The sequence below is a fragment of the Streptomyces griseocarneus genome (assembly GCF_014655595.1).
GTDB classification, from domain to species: domain Bacteria; phylum Actinomycetota; class Actinomycetes; order Streptomycetales; family Streptomycetaceae; genus Streptomyces; species Streptomyces griseocarneus.
Window position 1 is genome coordinate 659,013 of the sequence record NZ_BNBL01000001.1, and the last position, 21,168, is coordinate 680,180.

Annotated in this window: 18 protein-coding genes; 7 read left to right on the forward strand and 11 right to left on the reverse strand. The window is 72.4% G+C overall.

Annotated elements, in window-relative coordinates:
- Nucleotides 1–32 precede the first annotated feature (32 nt).
- The 8 genes from IE295_RS02835 to IE295_RS02870 form a co-directional block, all read right to left on the reverse strand.
- Nucleotides 33–824, reverse strand: a complete 792-nt coding sequence (locus IE295_RS02835; protein ID WP_190061778.1) for an ABC transporter permease — start codon at nucleotides 822–824, stop codon at nucleotides 33–35.
- Nucleotides 811–1,689 (reverse strand): 2-aminoethylphosphonate ABC transporter permease subunit, encoded by an 879-nt coding sequence (locus tag IE295_RS02840; protein ID WP_190061779.1) that lies wholly within the window; start codon nucleotides 1,687–1,689, stop codon nucleotides 811–813. The genes IE295_RS02835 and IE295_RS02840 overlap by 14 nt, the downstream gene beginning before the upstream one ends.
- Entirely contained in the window at nucleotides 1,682–2,731 is a 1,050-nt protein-coding gene (locus tag IE295_RS02845; protein WP_190061780.1) for an ABC transporter ATP-binding protein, read from the reverse strand. Before IE295_RS02845 ends, IE295_RS02840 begins: the two co-directional genes overlap by 8 nt.
- On the reverse strand, nucleotides 2,728–3,429 hold the full coding sequence (locus IE295_RS02850; RefSeq protein WP_190061781.1) for a phosphonatase-like hydrolase: 702 nt from the start codon (nucleotides 3,427–3,429) through the stop codon (nucleotides 2,728–2,730). Before IE295_RS02850 ends, IE295_RS02845 begins: the two co-directional genes overlap by 4 nt.
- Nucleotides 3,430–3,434: 5 nt before the next feature.
- Nucleotides 3,435–4,556 (reverse strand): TIGR03364 family FAD-dependent oxidoreductase, encoded by a 1,122-nt coding sequence (locus IE295_RS02855; RefSeq protein ID WP_190061782.1) that lies wholly within the window; start codon nucleotides 4,554–4,556, stop codon nucleotides 3,435–3,437.
- Between the two features lie 137 nt (nucleotides 4,557–4,693).
- Nucleotides 4,694–5,473: a GntR family transcriptional regulator gene (locus IE295_RS02860; RefSeq protein ID WP_190061783.1), complete on the reverse strand. Its 780-nt coding sequence runs from the start codon at nucleotides 5,471–5,473 to the stop codon at nucleotides 4,694–4,696.
- Between the two features lie 83 nt (nucleotides 5,474–5,556).
- Nucleotides 5,557–5,919: a GntR family transcriptional regulator gene (locus tag IE295_RS02865; RefSeq protein ID WP_190061784.1), complete on the reverse strand. Its 363-nt coding sequence runs from the start codon at nucleotides 5,917–5,919 to the stop codon at nucleotides 5,557–5,559.
- Between the two features lie 3 nt (nucleotides 5,920–5,922).
- Complete coding sequence (locus IE295_RS02870) at nucleotides 5,923–6,912, reverse strand: SdpI family protein (RefSeq protein WP_190061785.1); 990 nt, start codon at nucleotides 6,910–6,912, stop codon at nucleotides 5,923–5,925.
- Between the two features lie 754 nt (nucleotides 6,913–7,666).
- On the opposite strand from IE295_RS02870, the gene IE295_RS02875 reads away from it, so the two are divergent.
- The 4 genes from IE295_RS02875 (at nucleotide 7,667) to IE295_RS02890 (ending at nucleotide 10,555) form a co-directional block, all read left to right on the forward strand.
- Entirely contained in the window at nucleotides 7,667–8,188 is a 522-nt protein-coding gene (locus tag IE295_RS02875) for a hypothetical protein (RefSeq protein ID WP_190061786.1), read from the forward strand.
- A 136-nt stretch (nucleotides 8,189–8,324) separates the two neighbouring features.
- On the forward strand, nucleotides 8,325–9,362 hold the full coding sequence (locus tag IE295_RS02880; RefSeq protein WP_190061787.1) for a glycosyltransferase family 2 protein: 1,038 nt from the start codon (nucleotides 8,325–8,327) through the stop codon (nucleotides 9,360–9,362).
- 56 nt (nucleotides 9,363–9,418) lie between these two features.
- Nucleotides 9,419–9,589, forward strand: a complete 171-nt coding sequence (locus IE295_RS02885) for a hypothetical protein (protein ID WP_190061788.1) — start codon at nucleotides 9,419–9,421, stop codon at nucleotides 9,587–9,589.
- A 186-nt stretch (nucleotides 9,590–9,775) separates the two neighbouring features.
- Nucleotides 9,776–10,555, forward strand: a complete 780-nt coding sequence (locus tag IE295_RS02890) for a thioesterase II family protein (protein ID WP_190061789.1) — start codon at nucleotides 9,776–9,778, stop codon at nucleotides 10,553–10,555.
- Between the two features lie 87 nt (nucleotides 10,556–10,642).
- Here IE295_RS02890 and IE295_RS02895 read toward each other — a convergent pair whose 3' ends face one another.
- Both IE295_RS02895 and IE295_RS02900 read right to left on the reverse strand, forming a co-directional pair.
- Nucleotides 10,643–11,200, reverse strand: a complete 558-nt coding sequence (locus IE295_RS02895) for a carboxymuconolactone decarboxylase family protein (protein WP_190061790.1) — start codon at nucleotides 11,198–11,200, stop codon at nucleotides 10,643–10,645.
- Nucleotides 11,201–11,245: 45 nt separating this feature from the next.
- Nucleotides 11,246–12,568, reverse strand: a complete 1,323-nt coding sequence (locus tag IE295_RS02900) for a CoA transferase (protein ID WP_190061791.1) — start codon at nucleotides 12,566–12,568, stop codon at nucleotides 11,246–11,248.
- Between the two features lie 276 nt (nucleotides 12,569–12,844).
- Here IE295_RS02900 and IE295_RS02905 point away from each other — a divergent pair, with 276 nt between their 5' ends.
- From IE295_RS02905 to IE295_RS02915, 3 genes are all read left to right on the forward strand, one after another.
- On the forward strand, nucleotides 12,845–13,135 hold the full coding sequence (locus tag IE295_RS02905) for an acyl carrier protein (RefSeq protein WP_190061792.1): 291 nt from the start codon (nucleotides 12,845–12,847) through the stop codon (nucleotides 13,133–13,135).
- Between the two features lie 151 nt (nucleotides 13,136–13,286).
- Nucleotides 13,287–17,813 carry a type I polyketide synthase gene (locus IE295_RS02910; RefSeq protein WP_190061793.1) on the forward strand — a complete coding sequence of 1,509 codons (4,527 nt, stop codon included), beginning with the start codon at nucleotides 13,287–13,289 and terminating at the stop codon, nucleotides 17,811–17,813.
- A gap of 50 nt (nucleotides 17,814–17,863) precedes the next feature.
- Nucleotides 17,864–19,432, forward strand: coding sequence for a long-chain-fatty-acid--CoA ligase (locus IE295_RS02915; protein ID WP_224323210.1), 1,569 nt, complete (start codon nucleotides 17,864–17,866; stop codon nucleotides 19,430–19,432).
- 96 nt (nucleotides 19,433–19,528) lie between these two features.
- On the opposite strand, the gene IE295_RS02920 is transcribed toward IE295_RS02915, so the two are convergent.
- Nucleotides 19,529–20,995 (reverse strand): flavin-containing monooxygenase, encoded by a 1,467-nt coding sequence (locus IE295_RS02920; RefSeq protein ID WP_224323211.1) that lies wholly within the window; start codon nucleotides 20,993–20,995, stop codon nucleotides 19,529–19,531.
- Nucleotides 20,996–21,168: the final 173 nt, after the last annotated feature.

The window sequence follows — 21,168 nt, forward strand, 5'->3', positions numbered from 1 at the left end:
CGTGGGAAGAACGTGCGGCGGGGCGAGGGGGCTCAGCGGTGGGCGGCCTTCGTACGGATCCGGGAGACCGCGAGCAGCACCAGCAGGGTGGTGGCCATGAGCAGGACGGCGAGCGCGGCACCGGGGAAGAGCGCGCCCCGGTCGGTGGCGGCGAAGACCTTGACGGGCAGGGGCACCCAGTCCGGGGGGTAGAGCATCATCGTGGCGCTCAGCTCGCCCATGGACAGGGCGAAGCACAGCCCCGCGGCCGCCGAGAGGGACGGCAGGAGCAGGGGCACCTTGACCCGCACCAGGACGCGCAGGGGGCTCGCGCCGAGGCTCGCGGCGGCCTGTTCGTAAGCGGGGTCCAGGCGGTCCAGTGCCGCCGTCACGGACTGGTGGGCGAAGGCGGTCACCAGGACGGCGTGCGCCAGGACGACGATCGTGGACGTGCCGTTGAGCAGGAACGGCGGCTTGGAGAAGGCCACCAGGAGCGACAGCCCGACGACCACGGACGGCACGGCGACCGGCAGCACGAACAGCACCTCGATCGCGCGGCGCAGGCGCGAGCCCCTGGCCGCCAGGGCCGCCCAGGTGCCCGTGACCAGGGCGAGCACGCTCGCCGTCACGGCGGTCAGCACGCTGGTGGTGAGCGCATCGAGGGCGTCCGCGTGCGCGACGGCCCGGTAGTGGTCCAGGGTCGCGCCGGAAGGGAGCACGCCGCTCCACCGGGTGGCCAGGGAGGCGGTCACGACGACGAGGAACGGCAGCGCGAAGACGGGGAGGAAGAGGGCGAGGAAGGCGGCCTGGAGCGCCCGGCGGGTACGACGGCTATGCACGAGCACGGCGGTCTCCCTCCATGCGGGTGGTGAGCGTCCGGTACAGCCCGTACAGCGCAAGGGACAGGGCGATGTTGACGACGGCCACCACGCAGGCGCCGGTGTAGTCGCCGTCGAGGATGGCCTTGCTGTGGACGAGCACGGGCAGGGTCGTCACGCCCTTCGCGCCGGTGAACAGGACGATGCCGAACTCGTTGAGGCACATCACCAGCACGAGCGAGCCGCCGGCCGCGAGGGAGGGCAGCGCCTCGGGCAGGACGACCTGCCGGACGATCCGCGGCGCCCGGGCGCCGAGCGAGGCCGCGACGTCCAGCTGCGCGGTCTCGAGCTGCGAGAACGCGCCGAGCAGCGGCCGCATGACGAACGGCGTGAAGTAGGTGATCTCCGCGAGCAGCACGCCCCAGGGCGTGTGCAGGAAGTCGAACGGTCCCCGCGCGGCGCCGGTCGCGCCGGTCCACAGGCCGTTGGCCATGCCGGTGGACCCGTAGACGAAGAGGAGGGCGAGGGTGATGAGGAAGGAGGGGAAGGACAGGAAGATGTCGATGAACCGGCCGATCGCCTTGCCGCCGGGGAACGGCACGAACGCGATGACCAGGGCGAGGAAGAAGCCGAGGACGAGCGCGCCGGCAGTGGCGCCGACGGCGATCAGCACGGTGTTGCGCAGGGCGTCGCGGAAGGCGGCCTGGGCGAACACGTCGGTGTAGGCGGCGAAGGAGTGCCCGCCGCCGTTCGGTGACACGGACTGCCACAGCACGAGCGCGAGGGGGTGGAGGAAGACCAGGCCGAGGGCGGCGACCGGCGGGAGGAGCAGGAACCGGGCCGGGAACCTCCTCCGCCGGACGGCATCGGGCACGGCTACGGGCTCAGCCATGGGTCCCCGCCGGGAGGAGTACCGCGTCGTGCGCGGCGAAGTGCAGGGTGACCTCGGCGCCGGCCGGCGGCGGCGCGGGGAGCTCGGGGAGGTCGGCGGTCACCCGGTGGCCTTCGACGTCGACGCACAGGCGGTGGGTGGCGCCGCGCCACTGGACCTCCGCGACCGTCCCGCGCAGGGCGTTGGGCCCCTCCCCGAGCCCGACCAGGTGCGGGCGGACGCACAGCGTGGCCGGCGCGCCCACCGCGGCGCCGCCCGCCGGCACGTCCAGGGCGGTGCCGGCGAGACGTACGCCGTCGGCGGTGACCGTCACCGGCAGGAGGTTCGCGGTGCCGATGAAGGAGGCCGTGAATTCGGTGCGCGGCCGCCGGTAGAGGTCCCGCGGGGTGCCGCAGTCCTGGAGCCGGGCGCTGTCCATGACGGCGATCCGGTCGGCCAGGGTCAGCGCCTCGACCTGGTCGTGGGTGACGTAGAGCATGGTGATGTCCGGCAGTTCGCGGTGCAGCCGGGCCAGTTCGGCCAGCATGCCCGAACGCAGCCGCGCGTCCAGGGCGGAGAGCGGCTCGTCGAGGAGGAGCACGCCGGGCCGGATCGCCAGCGCCCGCGCGATGGCGACGCGCTGCTGCTGCCCGCCGGACAGCTCTCGCGGGTAGCGCTTGGCGTACGCGGCCATGCCGGTCATCTCCAGCGCCTCCGCGACGCGCGCGGTGATCTCGGCCCGGGGCGCCTTGCGCGCCTTGAGGCCGAAGGCGACGTTGGCGTCGACCTTCATGTGGGGGAAGAGCGCGTACTGCTGCACCACCATGCCGACGCCGCGCCGGTGCGGCGGCAGCGCGGTGACGTCGCGGTCGCCGATGTGCACGCGCCCCGCCGCGGGTTCGACGAAGCCCGCGAGCGCGCGCAGGGCGGTCGTCTTGCCGGAGCCGGACGGGCCGAGGAGGGCCATGACCTCGCCCGGTTCGACGGTGAGGTCGAACGAGTCCAGCACGGTGGTGCGGCCGTAGGTGACCGTGACGCCGTCGAAGCGGATGCCGGTGCTCAACGGCCGGCCTCCGCCCGTGCCAGGAGGTCCGGCAGGTCCGTCACGGACCCGAGGACGTGGGTGGCTCCCGCGGTGCGGAGCGCGGCCTCGTCGTGGGCGCCGGTCAGGACCCCGGCCACCACCCCGGCCCCCGCGGCGCTGCCGGACCGCATGTCGTGGGACGTGTCGCCGGCGACCGCGATCCGTCGTACGTCGTCCACCGCGCGGGTGCGCAGCAGGGCGGTGAGCACCATGTCGGGGTACGGGCGGCCGCGCCCGCCCGCGTCGGCGGGGCACAGGGTGAGGTCGGCCAGGTCCGTCCAGCCGAGGGCGGTGAGGATCGCGTCCTGGGTGACGCGGGCGAAGCCGGTGGTGAGGACCACGGTGCGGCCTTCGGCGCGGAGCCTTTCGACGGCTTCACGGGCGCCGGGCACGGGCTCGCAGTGGCCGGCGGTCACCAGATCGCCGTACGCGGCCTCGAACTCCGCGTTGGCGCGGCGGGCCGCGTCCTCGTCGCCGGCGAAGAGGTGACGGAAGACGGAGATCTTCGACTCGCCCATCGTGGCGCGGACGTGGGCGAGCTGCGCGGCGTACCGGGCGGTGCCCGGGGCCACCCCGAGGGCCTGCGCGGCGGCGCCGAAGGCCCGCTCGACCAGGCCGTCGTCGGTGACGGTGGTCCCGGCCATGTCCAGGACGACCAGGTTCGTCCTCTCGGTCATGTCCCTCACCAGCCCAGTTCGTTCGCGGTCGTCTCGGCGATCGCGGGGGAGCACGTCATGCCGCGCCCGCCGGGCCCGGTGACGAGCCAGGCGCCGTCGCCCACCCGCTCGCGGTGCACCACGCGGGTGGTGTCCACGCACTGCGCGTACACCCCGGCCCAGCGCCGGCGAACCTTCGGCAGCGGGCGGCCGAGCAGGGCCCCGGCGACGGACGTCAGGTGTTCGTACGGGTCCTCGTCGACGTCGAAGCCGAACGGCTCGGCGTACTCGTGGGTGTCGCCGATCGTCAGCCCGCCGTCCGCGCGCTGGACCATCAGCAGCTGCATCCTGTGCGCCGCCGCGACCGGGGGCTGAGGCCGGGCCGCCGCCATCGCCTCGAGGGCCGGGCCGCCGTAGGCGGGGTAGTAGCGGAAGCTGTCGGCGTCGGCGACGGACGTCGTGAGCTCCTCGCCCAGCGGGGCGGTCTGCATCATCTGCAGGCGCACGCGCCGCACCGGCAGCGCGGGCGCGAGTTCGCGGACGAGGCCGCCCAGCCAGGCGCCGGTGCACAGCACGACCGCGTCGCCTTCGTGCAGCCGGCCGTGGTCGTCGCGGACCGCGGACGCCCCGACGACCTCGCGGGCCTCGCGCCCGCCGAGGAAGGTGTAGCGGCCGGAGGCCAGCATGGCCTCCTTCAGGGCGCGTTGGGCCGTACGCGGCTCGACGACGGCGTCGCGGTCGCAGGCCAGGGCGCCGAGGAACGTCCCGCGCAGGGCGGGGTTGACCTCCCGGACCTCGTCGGGCGTGAGGAGGCGGAAGCCGCGTGCGGCGGCGTCCGGCCGGTCCAGGGCGGCGTGCGCGACGGCCAGTTCGGCCTCGTCGGTGACGACCGTCAGCGAACCGTTGGCGCGGAAGCCGAGGCCCGGGACGCTCGCGCCGATCTCCTCCCACAGTTCCCGGGCCCGCAGGGCGGTCTCCAGCTCCTCGCCGGACGCCCGGCCGCTGACCCAGATCAGGCCGAAGTTGCGGACGGAAGCACCACGGGCCTCCGCCTCCCGCTCGATGTGCACGACCTCGTGGCCGCGCCGGACTGCCTGCCAGGCGTGCATGGTTCCCAGCACGCCGGCTCCGATGACGATGACTCGCATGAGGTGAACGGTCGTCGGGTGGGGTGACGTACGGGCGGCCGGCCGGCGAAGCGGGGGGAAACGAGCCGCCAAACTTGGACTAGACCCGTTATCTGTCCGTGATAATCGATGAGGGGTATCCGGGGGACTTCTCCGGCTCAGTCCCCGCCGCGCAGATGCGTGGTGAACGAGAACCGGTCGCCCCGGTAGAGCGAGCGCACCCGCTCCAGTGGTCTGCCGTCGGTGTCGCGGGAGACGCGGTGGATCAGCAGCATGGGCAGCGCGGGCGGCGTGCCGATCAGCAGCGCCTCGCGCGGGGTCGCCAGAACGGTCTCCAGCCGCTCGTCCGCGTCCCCGAAGCCGATGCCCAGGCGGTCGCGCAGATAGCCGTAGAAGGAGGAGTCCGGCTCGAACTCCGAGTCCAGGCGCGGCGCGCGCTCCACCGCCACGTACGTGCTCTCCAGCCCCACCCGCTCGTCGTCGGCGAGCAGCACCCGCTCCAGGTGCCAGACGGGCTCGCCCGGCCGCACGCCGACGTCGGGCGCCAGCGCGGTGGGGCAGGCGAGGCGGTCCAGGCCGATGAGGGCGCGCCCGGGGCGGCGGCCCTGGCGGCGTACGCCCTCGGTGTAACTGGCCAGGGCGAGCGGCTGCTCCAGCTTTGGCCCCGCGACGACCGTACCGCGCCCCATGCGACGCAGCCGCCCCTCGAGCAGCAGCTCACGAAGGGCCTGGCGCACGGTCTCGCGCGCCACCTCGAAGCGCGCGGCCAGCTCGCGCTCGGTGGGCAGCAGGCCGCCCTCGCCCAGCTCGTCGAGGAGAGCGGCCACCTGCGCCTTGACCGCGTAGTACTTGGGGATCCGCCCGTGCTCGGGAATGCCGGCCCGGACGGGGGCGCCAGGTGCCCGGCCCGGCGCGTCGTGCGTGTGCGTAGGGTCCACGGGCTGATCCTCGCATCCCCGCGTGAGCGGGGCTCGTGCGCACCGGCGTGCCGCGCGCCCGTCCCGCCGGCTCCCGGCCGGGTTCAGGTTCCGTCGGTGAGGGACGTCCTGACGAGGGCGAGCAGCTCGTCGTCGCTCAGTCCGATCGCGCGGGCGTCGGCGACCAGTTGGCGGGCCTGGACGGTGAGCCGGGCGCGCGCGGGGGAGGGGCCCGCGGTGACGACCGCTCCCCGGCCCCGGCGCAGTTCGATCAGCCCCTCCTCCCGTAGCCGCTGGTAGCCGCGCAGGACGGTGTGGAGGTTGATGCCCAGCGACCCGGCGACCTCACGGGCGGGCGGGAGGCGTTCACCGGAACGTACGGAGCCGTCGGCGATGGCGCCGCGGACGGCGGCGGCGATCTGGTCGCCGAGGGTGACGGGCGAGGAGTGGTCGACGCGGAAGAGCACGGTTCAGCCTCCGGTGGGAGTCCGGCGTTCGCGGTCGGCGAGGGTGTTGAGCAGGGCGGCCGCGGTGGCGGCGTCGTCGACGGTGACGACGAACTCGCTGCCGGTGGTCAGCCGCGCGGAGAGGGCGTCGCCGGAGCGCAGCACGATGCCGCTGGCTCCGGGCCGCGCCCGGTAGCCCCAGCCGCCGAAGTCGCGGAAGGCGTCGACGGGGCGGTGGCCGGCCTCGGCGATGCGCTCCAGCGGGATGTTCAGGCGGGGCCAGGAGGTGAGGGCGGGCGTGACGGTGATGCCGCGCCGGTCGGCGGTGACGCGGGCTCCGGTCAGCAGGACGAGGAGGGCGCCGGTGGCCAGCAGGGGCAGGGCGGACGCCCAGCCGGCGGTGATCGCCACGACGAGGGCGCCGGCCAGGATCAGGACACCGGTGACGGGCAGCGCCCGGGACCGCGAGACGCGGGACCAGGAGGCGGCCTCGGAATCGCGGAGGGGCAGGCGTACGGCGGCGGCCGAAGGCCCGGAGGCGGTGTCGCCCTCCTCGGCCCGGCCGCAGGCCGCCCACCCCAGTGCCGCGCAGACGGCCGCGGCGGCGAACGCGAGCACGGCCTGGAGGCCGGGCAGGGTGACGGAAGCGGCGTCGTCGGCGCCGGCGTTGGCCCGCAGCACGGCGACGACCAGCCACCCGGTCAGCGCGGCGACGGCGCCGCCGGTCGCGGCGGTCACCCGCTGGACGCCGGGGTCGGTCCGTATCCAGAGGGTGAGCCCGCCGAAGAGCACCGCGTAGCCGAGCAGCGCGCCCAACGTGACGGCGAGGAACGACCCTTGCCCCGAGAAGCCGTCCGCATGCCCACCGGGACCGATGTGGGTGGCCATCCGGCCGGGCAGGCGGTCGCGCAGGGAGAGGAACACCGACAGGACGACGCCGGCGGCCAGAACGGGCGGCGCGACGGCGACGAGGGTGCGGCGTGCGGTGACGGACGGGCGCCGGGTCTGCGGCATGACGACAACACCTCCACTTGTTCTACTGAGGATAGAACAAGTGGAGGTGGCGGCAAGAGCCTTCCGCCACCTTCCGCCGCCTTCCGGGAGGCCCGGCGCGTGGACGTCACGCGGAGCGGGGGCCGGGGCGGGGCCGGGGGCGGCGAGGCCCCGGTTCCGCGAGAAATCGCCGTCGAATATGAGGTTCTGTCCCGCACTTCGCTCGAATCGAATCCACGGTCAACATTTAATAAACGGCCCCGGCTTCAAGAAGGCCGGAGAGCGTTTCAGCCGATCCTCGGGGCGGCGCAAAGGTTCTCGCCCCCTCGGAAAGGAATCGAGTCCAAGGTCGTGGTGGGGGCGATACCGGGAGAATCGACCGGCCTGTCGCTCCCGCCTGTGGCGGTGTTCACGCAGGGATCAAGACAGCGGATTCGGGGGCGTTCGAGCCGTGCCGGGTGTGGAGGCCGGGGCGTCCCTGACGGGTGAGGCCGGTGGTTCCAGCCACGCGGTCCAACCCGTGTGCTCCGTGTCCTCCGTGCTGAGGTGGGGTTTCCCCGGAGGGCGTCGCGAGCCGGGTGGCGTCAACAGTTCCTTTTCGGCCGCCGGGCGCTGAACGACGCGAAACAAACGCATCCGTCGTTGCCGGCCGGACGACTCAAAATTCGGTCCGGCTGACGGTGGCCGGTCAATACTTTTTGCTGCCCGGCCACGGGAAGGCGTTTCGCTCCCGGGCCGGGAAGCCACGGAATCCTCAGAGAAATGGAGCACTCGCATGCGCAGGAACCCGGTCCGTTCCGTCACCGTCGCGGCTCTCGCCGTTCTGGCGGTCGGCGGACCGTCCGTCACCACCCCGGCGTTCGCCGACGCGGCCGGCAAGGCCGACGCCCCGCCCAAGGCGAACATCGTGCAGCGCAAGGCGGTCGAGGGCCGGCCGGGGCAGGAGTGGCTGTACCCGTCCGTCGTCGTGGAGAACACCGGAAGCCGGCGGATCGGCACCGAGCGCGTCCTGGTGGAGGCGCCCCCGGAGATGCTGTTCATGGACAGCGAGCTGACGTTCACACGCTACGAAGACGAGAGCAGGGAGATCCACGTCCAGTGCGTCCCCTCCGCCACCAAGCGGACGCTGACCTGCCCCGGCGTCGACCTGAACCTGGAGCCGGGCCGCAAGTGGGCCGTCCTGTACCCGGCCATGTCCGTCAAGCCCAACGCCGGCCCCGGTGACACCTACGTCACCTTCAAGCTCGGCAGCCCGGTCTTCGCCCAGGGCAAGTCCAAGGTGACCGTCAAGCGCTGACGCGCTGCCCCGGCCGCCCGTCACGGGCAGGGGGCTGCCGCCCGGCCGCCGCCGGCGGCAGCCCCTCCCCCTCACAGCACTTCCTCACAGCACATCCTCATGGACCTGACGAAAGGACGCGACGGTGCCGCACGTCGTGGCGTTGATACCCGCGCACAACGAGGCCGAGCGGATCGCGGGAGCCCTGGAAGCCCTCGGCCGGCAGGAGAAGGTCCCCGACGTCGTCCACGTCGTGGCCGACAACTGCTCGGACGAGACCGCCGCCATCGCGGCGCTGCACGGCGCCGAGGTGCTGGCCTCGGAGAACAACCGCCACAAGAAGGCCGGCGCCCTCAACCAGGCGCTGGACCGCATCGTGCCGGACCTCGACGACGAGGACCTGATCCTGGTCCAGGACGCCGACACGGCCCTGTCGCCCACGTTCGTCACCAGCGCGATGCGGTCGATGGCCGGCGGCGTCGGAGCGGTCGGCGGCATCTTCCACGGGGAGCCGGGCGGGGGTCTGCTGGGGGCGCTGCAGCGCATCGAGTTCCAGCGGTACGCCCGGGAGATCGCGCGGCGCGGGTACCGGGCCGACGTCCTCACCGGCACCGCGACGATGTTCCGCGTCGCCACCCTCCGTCAGATCAAGCGGGCGCGGGCCGACGGACGGCTCGGCGGTGGGGACTCGTACTATTCGCTGGCCTCGCTGACCGAGGACGACGAGATCACCAAAGCGGTCCGCACGCTGGGATACCGCACGGTCTCGCCCCCGGGCTGCGATGTGGTCACCGAGGTCATGACGTCCGTGCCCAAGCTGTGGCACCAGCGCATGCGGTGGCAGCGGGGGGCCCTGGAGAACCTGCGCGACTACGGCTGGACGCCGGTGACGGCCCCGTACATCATCCGCCAGGGCTTCATGGGGCTGTCCGTCCTCTTCCTCTTCCTCTATGTCGTCTTCACGATCTGGATGTTCGCCCGCGGGCGTCCGGAATGGTCCCACTTCTGGATCGCGATAGGCATGCTGTTCGTGGTGGAGAAGGTGGTCACGGCCCGGTCCGCCGGCTGGCGTTCACAGTTGCTCGCCGCGACGCTCGGCATCGAACTGCTCTACGACATGTTCCAGCACGCCGTCTACCTGCGCTCCCTGTGGGACATGCTGCACCGCCGCGAGGAACGCTGGCGGACCACCTGACGCCCGGCCGGTCACCCCGACGCCGGAACACACCACCCGACCAGGAACGAAGGCCCGTGTACACGAAATTGTCCACCCCCGCCACCGCCGGCTTCGGCGGAGCATCGGCGTTCGTCGTTCCCGACTCCGCGTTCGGAGTCCTCGCGACCGTCGTGGCCGTCACCACGCTGACCATGGCCGCCGTGTCCCTGACGAAGATCCTCCCCAGCCTCCGCCGGTACCGCTGACCCGGGCGCCGGCCGGCGCCCGGGCGTACCGCGCGATCAGCGGCACGTCAGCGGTGGCTGGTTGAATCGGCCGGAGGCGGGCGCTCGCGAGAGCGTGCCCGGGGACGGCCGGCCCGGAGCCGCGGCCGCCGGGATCCCCGAGGTGCCGCTGCCCGCGACGCGTGCCATCGACTGAACGGAGATCACATGACCACGGGCACGGGGCCGCGGCGGGCCCCTTGGTTCTCGTCACCCGACCCCTCGCTGGACGCCGAGGCGCAGTTGTTCCTCTTCCCCCACGCGGGCGGCACCGCGCTGACCTACCGGATGTGGGCGGCCACCGTCTCCTCGGGGATCGAATGCCGGTCCCTGCAGCTGCCCGGCCGGCAGGAACGGCTGGACGAACCGGTGTTCACACGGATGGGGCCGCTCCTCGCCGAACTCCAGGAGGCGCTGGAGGCGGAGCTCGACGGCAGGCCGTACGTCCTCTTCGGCCACAGCTTCGGCGCGCTGCTCGCCTACCGGCTGACGGTGGAGATCGAACAGAGCGGCGGGCAGGGCCCGGAGCTCCTGGGAGTCTCCGGCTGGGCCCCCGGCCTCGTCGCGTCCAAGGAGCTCGAGGGCGTGGCCGACATGACGGACCAGCAGATCCTCGACCGCGTCGCCGAGTTCGGGCTCATCCCGGACGACGTCCCGGGCAGCCGGGACATGCTGGCCACGGTGATGCCCTCCCTGCGCGGGGACTTCACCGTCGCGGCGGACTACGTCGAGGACGGCGCCGCCGTCTCCTGTCCCATCGCGGCCTACGGAGGGACGTCCGACCCCACCCTCGGGGCCGGCGGCCTGGAGGCCTGGGCCGGCCTGACCCCGGAGTTCCTCGGTGCCACCGAGTTCCCGGGGGACCACTTCTATCTCTTCGAGCACGCCCTCGCCGTCCAGAACAGCCTGGACCGCCATCTGCGCCGGCGGCTGGCCGCCAGGGCCTGAGCGGTCAGACGGTACGGCCCGGGGGCCGGGAGGCGGTCGGCCTCCCGGCCCCCGGGCCGCCGGTCGTGCCCGGAAAACGGGCGGGCGCTACTGCCCCTGGAGGCGCAGCGCCTGCTTGACGACCTCGTCGCCGTCGGAGGCGTCGATGTCGACGTCCAGCACCGTGCAGACGCGGCCGAGGAGGAAGTAGAAGCCCGCCAGCACCAGCGTCTCGACGACCTGCTCCTCGCTGTAGTGCTCACGGACCGCCGCGAAGACCTCGTCCTTGACGGTCGGCCCGTCGGCGACGGCGCCGGCGAAGGCGAGCAGGGCCCGCTGGGCCGGGGTGAAGACGTTGGCGTCGGTCTCGCCCCGCCGCAGTGCCACCCGCTGGGCGTCGGTGACGCCGACCGCCGCCGAGATGGACACGTGCTGGGCCCATTCGTACTCGGCCTCGTAGTGCAGGCCGAAGTTCAGGATGAGCAGCTCGCGGTCGACCGCGTCCAGCGAGGCACCGGCGAACAGCGAGGAACCGAGCCGGGCCACCTGCTCCACGGTCTGCTGGGAGTGCAGCAGCATCCGGTAGACGTTGATGATCTTGCCTTGAGCCAGGGACCGCATCGACTCGGGCAGGGCGTCGGCGTCCTTGTACGGCATGCGAGGCATCGTGACTCCTTGGGAGGGGTGGGGTGTTCGGGGAGGACGTGCGGTTCAGGCGGCCGCGGCGTCCCGCCACGCGGGCTTCGACGAGCCGCGCGGCACCAGGACCGTGTCGTCCCAGCCGGCGGGGGTCTCGCTCAGCCGTACGGCCGGGGCGACGTGCCGGAACTCGCCCATCGGGGTGTCGTGGACGAGCCACTCGGGCTCGGGCGGGAGGGCGTCGGCGCCCAGGTGCGCGATGGACTCCCGGGACAGGACGCCCAGTTCCCACGCCCAGTTGGCGACGCCGGCCAGCGAGACGTGCACCCGGTAGCTGCCGCCCTCGCGGGCCCGGCGGACGGCCGCGGCCATGACGCCCGCCGCGGCGAAGTTGGCGGCGAGGTAGTCGTTGAGCATCCGCCCGGGCGGCATCCTCGGCTCGTCGCCCTCGCGCTCGTTCCAGTTGATGCCCACCAGCGCCTGGCCCTGGTGGTCGAACCCGCCCCGGTCGCGCCAGGGCCCGTTCTCCCCGTACGCGCTGACGGACAGGTGGATGAGGCCCGGCGCCATCTCGATGCACTCCTCCGGAGTGAGGCCGAGCCGGGCCATCTTCGACGCCCTGTGGTTGTGCAGGAAGACGTCGGCGGTGCGCAGCAGGTCGTCGAAGATCCGCCGGCCACCGTCCTTGTCCTTGAGGTCGAGGCGGGCCGAGCGCAGGCCGACGCCGCACTCGTTCCAGCACAGGTCGTGGTCGAAGGCGTTGGGTTCGCACACGTGCAGGGCGTCGGCGCCGTGCTCGGCGAGCGCCCGGCCCGCCGCGGTGCCCGCGAAGATGTGGGTGAACTGCAGGCAGCGCAGCCCGGACAGCGGCCGGGGGCCGGACGGCAGCGGCCGCGGCGGGGCATCGCCGACCCGTTCGATGGACACCACGGGCTCGGACAGGATCGCCTTGCCCTGCGGGTGGGCGAGGAACTCCTCGCGGGTGCGCACCACGGCGAGCGGTACGCCCCGGGCGGCCGCGGCCTCTTCCAGTTCCCAGGAGTTCCAGGTCGCCACGGCCGCGGCGATGCGCTCCCGGGTGTGCGGGGTGCCGAGGAGGTCCAGCATCTCGTCGCGGGTCCGGGGGTAACAGGCGATGATGATGACCCAGCGGTCGTCCGCCGTCCGGTAGAAGTCCCAGACGAGGGGACCGGTCTGCCCGTCGCCGCCCAGGATCGAGCCCATGTTGGAGCCGTAGCCGCCCAGCCGGTTCCCGCCGCCGAGGTAGGGCGTGATCTGGTGCAGTGCCTGGGGAAGATCGATGTCGAGGCGCTGCGCACGGCCGGTCCGCTCGTGCCAGATCTGTGCCGCCGCGACGGAGACGGAAAGCAGGGAAATTCCTATCGCCGATCCCATTCGGATCGTGGACGGAAGCACCGGATCGCTGCCGGTGATCGTCAACTCGCTTACCGCGGGATCACGGGAAATCCCCAGTAATTTAAGCACGTTGTCAAGTTCTTCGAGTGTGTCGAAGCCATCTTCTTTCATGCTGCAACGGTAGCACCCGAATCTAGTCCGCGAAATGGGATGAAGGGGCTGTGAGTTCGCGTCAGCAGGGCGTCAGGCAGGCGTCAGCAGCAGGTGATTGAATTTATCGGCGAGTGCTTCATCTGACGATGTGGAGGAGTTTCCATGGAGTATCAGGGTGTATCTCTCGAGGAGTTGCGCGAATTGCCTCCGCATGAATTCAGGAAGGCCCTTGAGGTCCTGGTGACCGAGGAGTTCAAGTCGGCGCTGTACATGGCGGAGGACGAGGACCTGCCGCTGGACGTGGGGTTCTTCGACCTCGGCCTCACCTCACTGCGCCTCAGCGATATCAAGCAGACCTTGGAGACGAGGGTCGGGCAGGAGATCGACATCGCGGTCCTCTTCCGCAGGCCCACGGTCGGGCAGTTGATCGACTATCTCGCCGAGACCTCCTGACGATGCGGCATCGTCGAGCCGGAAGGGCCGCCTGCGGCGGACGTCCCAGGACTGGAGAACAATAGTGTCAAGCATCAACGAGTCGACCCGGGAAGAGCTTCGGAAAGCCCTCGAGGAGATTCACAGGAAAGACGAGCTCATCGGTGAGCTGATGCGTGAGAAGTACGAGCCCATCGCCATTGTGGGGATGGGCTTGCGCTTTCCCGGAGGCAACACCGATGTCCCGGGGTTCACCGAATTCCTGCGGGCCGGGAAATCCGGCATCCGGCCGTTGCCCGAAGACCGCAGGCACCTCGACCCGGACCCCGGCGCCGCCTCGGGCCAGGACCGCGACCGGCCGGTCGGCGGCTTCCTCGACGGCATCGACCGGTTCGACGCCGCCTTCTTCAACATATCCCCCAAAGAGGCCGTCTACATCGACCCCCACCAGCGCCTGGTCCTGGAGACGGCCTGGGAGGCCCTGGAACACGCCTGCGTCGACCCGGCCGCCCTGCGGCACAGCACCAGCGGCGTGTTCATGGGCGTGACCACCCTGGACTACATCTTCGAGGCCACCGACCTCGACTCCGCCGACGTGGACGGCTACCTCGCGCCGGGCCTGAGCCACAGCGGCGTCTCCGGCCGGCTGTCGTACTTCCTCGGCCTGCGCGGCCCCTGCCTCACCGTCGACACCACCTGCTCCTCGTCGCTGGCGGCCGCCCACCTGGCCGTACAGGCGCTGCGCAACGGGGAGTGCGGCCTCGCCCTGTGCGGCGGGGTGAACGTCATCCACAACGCGCTGGGCAACAGCGTCCTCCAGGCGGGCAACATGCTGGCCCCGGACGGGCAGTGCAAGTCGTTCGACGACAGCGCGGACGGCTACGGCCGTGCCGAGGGCTGCGGCGTGCTGGTGCTCAAGCGGCTCTCCGACGCCCGGCGGGACGGCGACACCGTGCACGCCGTGATCAGCGGTTCGGCGGTGGGTCAGGACGGCGAGAGCGCCGGACTGGCCGCGCCCAACGGCGCCGCCCAGGAGGCCGTGCTGCGGGCCGCGCTCACCAGCGCCCGCCTGGAGCCGGCCGACATCCAGTACGTCGAGGCCCACGGCACCGGCACGGCCCTGGGCGACCCGACCGAGATGGGCGCCATCAGCGACGTCTTCGCCGAGTCGCACAGCCCGTCCGACCCCGTGGTGGTCGGCTCGCTCAAGACGAACATCGGCCACATGGAAGGCGCCGCCGGCGTCGGCGGGATCATCAAGGCGGCCCTCCAGCTGCGCGAGGGCACGATCTTCCCGCACCTCAACTTCGTCAACCCCTCGCGGCGCATCGCCTGGGCCACCGCCCCGGTCACCATCCCCACCGAGGCCCGCCCCTGGCCCGCCGCCGCGACCCGGCGCGCGCTCGTCAACGGCTTCGGCGTCACGGGAACGCTCGCGAGCGTCGTCGTGGAGGAAGCCCCGGCCGTTGCCGAGACCCCGGCCGTTGCCGAGGCCCCGGCCGTTGCCGAGGCCCCGGCCGTCACCGGGACCGACGCGGCGCAGCCCGAGGGCGGCGTCTTCACCCTCTCGGCCAAGAACCGCAAGTCGCTGCGGGCGCAGGCGGAGCGCTACAAGGAGTACCTGGAGCTGAACCAGGACCGGCCGGTCGCCGAGCTGTGCCGCACGGCCAACACCGGGCGCGCCCACTTCAAGTACCGGATCGCGGCGCCCGTCCGCGAGCACCGCGACATCACCCGCCTGCTCGACAAGCACCTGGAACAGGCGGACGCCCAGGCCACCACCGGCGTCCCCAAGGTGGCGCTGCTGTTCACCGGCATGGGCTCGCAGTACACCGGTATGGGCGCCGCCCTCTACCGCCAGTACCCGGTCTTCCGCGACGCCCTGGACGAGTGCGACCGGCTCTTCGCACCGCTCCTCGGCCTTTCGCTCAAGGACCTGATGTTCGGCGAGGGCGAGAGCGCCGGCACCGACAAGGAGACCAAGGAGACCGGGGAGGGCGCGGCGCCCGGCCTGATCGACCAGGCCCGCTACGCCCAGCCCGCCGTGTTCAGCCTGGAGTACGCCCTGGCCCAGCTGTGGCTCTCCTGGGGACTGCGGCCCTCCGTGCTGATCGGCCACAGCCTCGGCGAGGTGGCCGCGGCCGCCGTCGCCGGCCTGTTCTCGCTCGAGGACGCCGCCAGGCTGGTGGCCGAGCGGGGACGGCTGAGCCAGTCGGTGTCCGCCCCCGGTGGAATGGCGGCCGTGGGAGCGCCGGCCCGTGACATCGCGCCGCTCCTCGAGCCGTACCCGGACCTGGGCATCGGCGCGATCAACGGCCCCACCCAGTGCCTGGTGTCCGGCGGCCGGGACTCGCTCGAGGCGGTCGGCCGGGTGCTCACGGAGAAGGGCGTCAAGTTCACGGTGCTGCCGTCGGCCGTGCCGTACCACTCTCCGCTGCTGTCCGGGATCCTCGACGACTTCCGGGCGGTCCTGGAGACCATCCGCTTCCGCACCCCGAACATGACGCTGGTCTCCAACGTCACAGGCCAGGTCGCCAAGGCGGCGGAGATCGCCACTCCCGACTACTGGGTCAACCACCTGGTCGCCCCCGTCGACTTCGAGGCCGGCATCGCGGCCGTGGAGAAGCGCGGCCGGCACGCCTTCGTGGAGGTCGGGCCCTCGAGCGCCCTGACGTCCCTCGCCCGCAACTGCGCGGCCGACCCCGGCCACCTGTGGCTGAGCAGCACCTACCGGGGCGACCAGGACGCGGAGCGCATCCGCCGCTCGCTGGCCCAGCTGTACTCCGCGGGCCTGCCCGTCTCCTGGACCGGCTACCACCAGGGCCGCCCGGGCCGGAAGGCCGGCCTGCCCGCGTACGCCTTCGACCGCAAGCCGTACTGGCTGCCGACGCCGCAGCGCCGGCAGGCCGAGGAGGCATGGCGGGCCGAAAGCGTTCCGGAGGCCGAGCGGGAGAAGGACCGCCACCTCTTCTACGAGGCGCACTGGGACCGGCAGCCGCTGCCGGACACCCGCCGCGGACCGCGCCACGTGCTGGTGCTGGGCGGTACGGCCGAGCGGTACCCGCACCTGGCCGGGAGCGCCGCCGACGCCGGCGTACGCCTGACCTTCGCGGAGTCGTCCGGCGACCTGTCCGCCCTGCTGCGCGACGAACCGCCCACCGACCTGTGCTGGTTCTGGCGCGGTGACCTCGGCGCCCCCGGCAACGCCGGAGGCACGGCCGGGGAGACCGAGCGGCTGCGCGCCGAGTGCGAGGCCAACTACCGGGACCTGCTCGACGTCCTGGGCACGCTCGGCGAGGCGCGCTTCGGCCGCAACCAGCGGCTGTGGCTGATCACCGAGGGCGCCCAGCAGCTGCCCGGCGACGTGCCCGGCGACCGGGTGCCCGCCGCGTCCACCCTCTGGGGGTTCGGACGGGCGCTCGCGGTCGAGTGCCCGGGATACCAGGTGACCCTGGTCGACCTCCCGGCCGGCGGCACCGGCCACGAGGCGCTCGTCGGCGAGTGGCTGGCGGCCGCCGACTCCGAGGCCCAGCTCGCCCACCGCGACCAGGAGCGCTGGGTGCGGCGGCTGCGCCGCTGCGCACCGGGCGAACGGCCGCGACGCGAGACGCCCGTCTCGATCCGCGCCGACCGCACCTACGTCATCGTCGGCGGCCTCGGCGCCCTGGGCCTGACCACGGCCCGGCGGCTCGTCGGCCTCGGCGCCCGCCACCTGGCCTTCCTCACCCGCACCGGGGCCACGGCCGGGGAACTGGCCGCCCTGGAACTGGGTGAGGACGTCCGCGTCGTGGCACCGCGCTGCGACATCGGCTCGGCCGAGGACGTCGTACGGGTCACCGCCGCACTGGCCGAGGGCGGCCACCCGGTGGGCGGCATCGTCCACGCGGCCGGCACGGTCGCCGACATCCCGGTCGCGGACCAGACCTGGGAGAGCCTCGACGTGGTCTTCCGGACCAAGGTCTTCGGCGCCTGGCTGCTGCACGAGGCCACCGCCTCGATGCCCGAGCTGGACTTCTTCGTCGGCTACTCCACCGCCGCGTCGCTCCTGGGCGCCACCGCGCAGACCAACTCCTGCGCCGGCAACGCCTTCCTCGACGACCTGATGGCCTGGCGCGACAGCCGGGGCCTGCCCTCGCTGAGCGTCAACTGGGGCCCCTGGGCCGCCGTGGACCCCCAGCGGAAGCTCAGCAGCTCACTGATCAGGAGCTGGGAGGGGCAGGGCATCAAGTTCCTCGAGCCCGCCGAGGCCATGGACGCGCTGCCCGGCCTCCTCGAGCGCGAGGGCTCCCACATCATGGTCGGCGCCTGCGACTGGGAGCGCTTCATCGCCCGCCGGCCGGAGAACGCCCTGTACACCGAGCTCAGGACGAACCGCCCCGGAGCCGACGGCGGTTCGCCGGTCCTCGACCTGGCAGCCCTGCTGACCGTCCCGGAGCAGGAGCGGCTGAACGCCATCAACGCGATGGTGCGCGCCCGGATCTCCGACGTCCTGCAGTTCGCCGCAGAGGACGTGGAGCCCGACGCCGAGCTCGCCGACCTCGGCCTGGACTCCCTCAACGCGGTCGAGCTCAAGAACGCGCTGGAGTCCACCTTCCGCGTCACCCTGCCCGTGTCGATCGCGTTCGACCAGCCCAGCGTGAACCTGCTGGCCGACTACATCGACCGGCTGCTCGGTCCCGGCCTCGAGCAGGCGGCGTGAGCGGCACCGGCCCTGCCACCCCACCGAACGGAACGGACAAGGACATGCCCATGGACCCAGCCCGTCCGCGGACCCTGGACGGCGTCATCGCGCACCAGGCCGGAGTGCGGCCCGACCAGCCGGCCGTCCTCTGCGAGGGCCGCGTCGTCACCTACGCACAGCTGCACAAGGAGAGCAACCGCGCGGCCCACGCCTTCCGCGCCGCCGGGGTCGGCCCCGGCTCCCGCGTGGCCTACCTCGGCAAGGAGTCGGAGGAGTACTGGGAGGCGGCCTTCGCCTGCGCCAAGACCGGCGCCGTGCTCGTCCCCGTCAACTGGCGGCTGACCGCCGAGGAGGTCGACCACATCCTGCGCGACTCGGGCACCGAGCTGCTCCTGGTCGACGAGGAGCACCTGCCGGTCGCCGAGAAGGTCCGGGACCGGCTGCCCGGGCTCAAGGCCGTGGTGCCGTTCGGCCCGGCGGGGGCCGCCCCCGGCGGGCTGGCCGCCCGCAAGGCGGAGTGTCCCGACGACGACCTCGCCCCCTCGGGCGACGACGGGATCCCCGTCGCGCAGATCTACACCAGCGGCACCAGCGGCCTGCCCAAGGGCGTGGTGCTGCCGCACCGCAGCTTCTTCAACGTGGCCGAGGCCATGGACTCCCACGGCCTCGACTGGCTCGACTGGAAGGAGGGCGACAAGAGCCTCCTCGGCCTGCCCGGGTTCCACATCGGCGGGCTCTCGTACGCCATGCAGGGCTTCAACGCCGGCGTCACCGTCGTCTCCATGCCCATGTTCATCAGCTCGGACGCGGTCCGCCTGATCGAGGGCCTGGGCATCACCACCGCCATCGTGGCGCCGGCCATGCTGCAGATGATGCTCGCCGAGCCGTCCGCGGCCCGCGGCGCCCTGAACTCCCTGCGCAAGGTGGTCTACGGCGGCTCGCCGATCACCGAGACCCTCCTGGCGCGCTGCCTGGAGCGGATGAACTGCGACTTCCTGCAGATCTACGGCAGCAGCGAGACCGGCAACTTCGCGGTCTGCCTGCCGCCCGCCGACCACGTCCCCGGCAGCCCCCGGCTGAGGGCCGCGGGCAAGCCGTACCCGGGCATCAAGGTGAAGATCGTCGACCGGCAGGGGCAGGAGCTGCCGCCCGGCGAGACCGGGGAGATCTGCGTCAGCACGCCCGCCCGGATGGTGGACTACTGGGGCCTGCCGGAGGCCACCGCCAAGACCGTGGTGGACGGCTGGATCCACATGGGCGACGCCGGTTACCTCGACGAGGACGGCTACCTCTACGTCAACGACCGCGTCAACGACATGATCATCGTGGCCGGCGAGAACGTCTACCCGACCGAGATCGAGAACGCCCTCACCCGGCACCCGGCCGTGGCCGAGGCGGCGGTGATCGGCCTGCCCCACGAGCGCTGGGGCGAGTCGGTGCACGCCCGCCTGGTGCTCGCACCCGAGTCCCGGGTGACCGTCAGGGAACTGCTGGTCTTCCTCAAGGGCCAGATCGCGGACTTCAAGATCCCGACGACCTACGACTTCGCCGAGCACCTGCCGCGCAACCCCAGCGGCAAGATCCTGCGGCGCGGCGTACGGGAGGAGCTCCTCGCCGGGGCGGCCGCGACCGGCTGACCGGCCCGGCGCGCACGACGAAGGCCCGGCCGCACCGAGGAGGTGCGGCCGGGCCTTCTGCGTGTGCGCCGGGCGGGAGTTCCGGCGCCGTACGCGCTACGGGGTGCGCAGGATCTCGTAGTCGGCCAGGGTGAAGTCCTTGGTCGCCTGCCGGTAGTCCTCGATGCTGCCCGGCCAGTTGTTGACCACCTTGCCCGTGGCCGTCTTGTACCAGCTGGTGCAGCTGCCCGCGAACGCCGTCCGCGTGAGCTGCTCCTGCAGCCTGTCGTTGTGCTCCGCCATCACCTCGGGGCGGACGTCGAAGGCGGCGGCGGAGTGCTCCGCCAGCGCCTCGATCGCCCGGACCGCGTAGTCGATCTGCGACTCGACCATGAAGAGGATGGAGTGGTGCCCGAGGTTGGTGTTGGGCCCGTAGAGCATGAACAGGTTGGGGAATCCACTGATGGTCGTGCCGAGGTACGCCTCCGGCCCTTCCCGCCAGGCGTCGCGCAGCGATCGGCCGCCGCGCCCGGCGATCTCCACTCCGCCGGCCACCAGCAGCGACTTGAAGCCGGTGGCATAGGCGATCACGTCGACCTCGTGCAGGCGCCCGTCCGTGGTCCGCACGCCCTCCGGCTCGATCCGCTCGACGGCCGTGTCGACCAGGTCGACGTTGTCGCGCAACAGGGCGGGGTAGTAGTCGTCCGCGATGAGGACCCGCTTGCAGCCGAACTCGTAGTCGGGCCGCAGGCGTTCGCGCAGCTCCGGGTCGGGGACCTGCTGCGCCAGGTGGTCCAGGGAGATCTGCTGGAACTCCTCGCGGACCGGGTTGCTCTCCAGGGACAGCCCGGCCGCCCACCGGTCACGCTCGTGGTAGAGCGAGTCGCGCAGCGACGTGTAGCCGGCCGGGTCGTCCCGCAGGGCCTGCCGCTCCTCGTCGCCGAGGGCGCGGTCCATCCGGGGCAGCAGGTAGTTGGGGGACCGCTGGAAGACGGTCAGGTGCCCGGCCTGTCCGGCGATCGCGGGGACGAGCTGCACGGCGCTGGCGCCGCTGCCCACGCAGGCGACGCGCTTGCCCGTCAGGTCGAGGTCCTCGGGCCAGCGGGCGGTGTGCACGGACAGGCCCGCGAAGGTCTCGCGCCCCTCCAGGCCGCCGTACGAGGGCTGGTTGAGCTGCCCCCAGGCGGTCACCACGACCTCCGTCCGGATCTCGTCACCCGTGCCGGTGCGCACCAGCCAGGTGCGGTCCTCCTCCCTCCAGGAGGCGGTGGTGACCTCCGTACCGAAGCGGATGTGCTCGTGCAGCTGGTGGTGCTCGGCGAACAGCTCGATGTTGCGGAGGATCTCCGGCTGCGTGGCGTAGACGCGGCTCCAGTCCGGCTGCTCGCCGAAGGAGAACCAGTACAGGTGCGACTGAACGTCGCACGCGGCTCCGGGATAGGTGTTGTCGCGCCAGGTACCGCCGATGGAGTCAGCCTTCTCCAGGACGACGAACGAGGTCTCCCCGGCCAGCTTCAGGCGCGCCGCCATGGCGAGCCCCGCCATTCCGGCGCCTATGATCACGATCTTGTAATCGGTGCGCAAGTGGAACTCCCTGCCTCGATGGTGGACCGAGGCATCGGCTCGGTCTCCCATGCCGTTGACACGGGATAACTTGCCAGCCCCTTCTGACACCGCTCTGACCCGTGGCTGATACCGGAGGGTGCGGGGCCGAGGGGCGCGGCGGCCGGTCGCGGCGGGCTCCGTTGAGGGGGTTA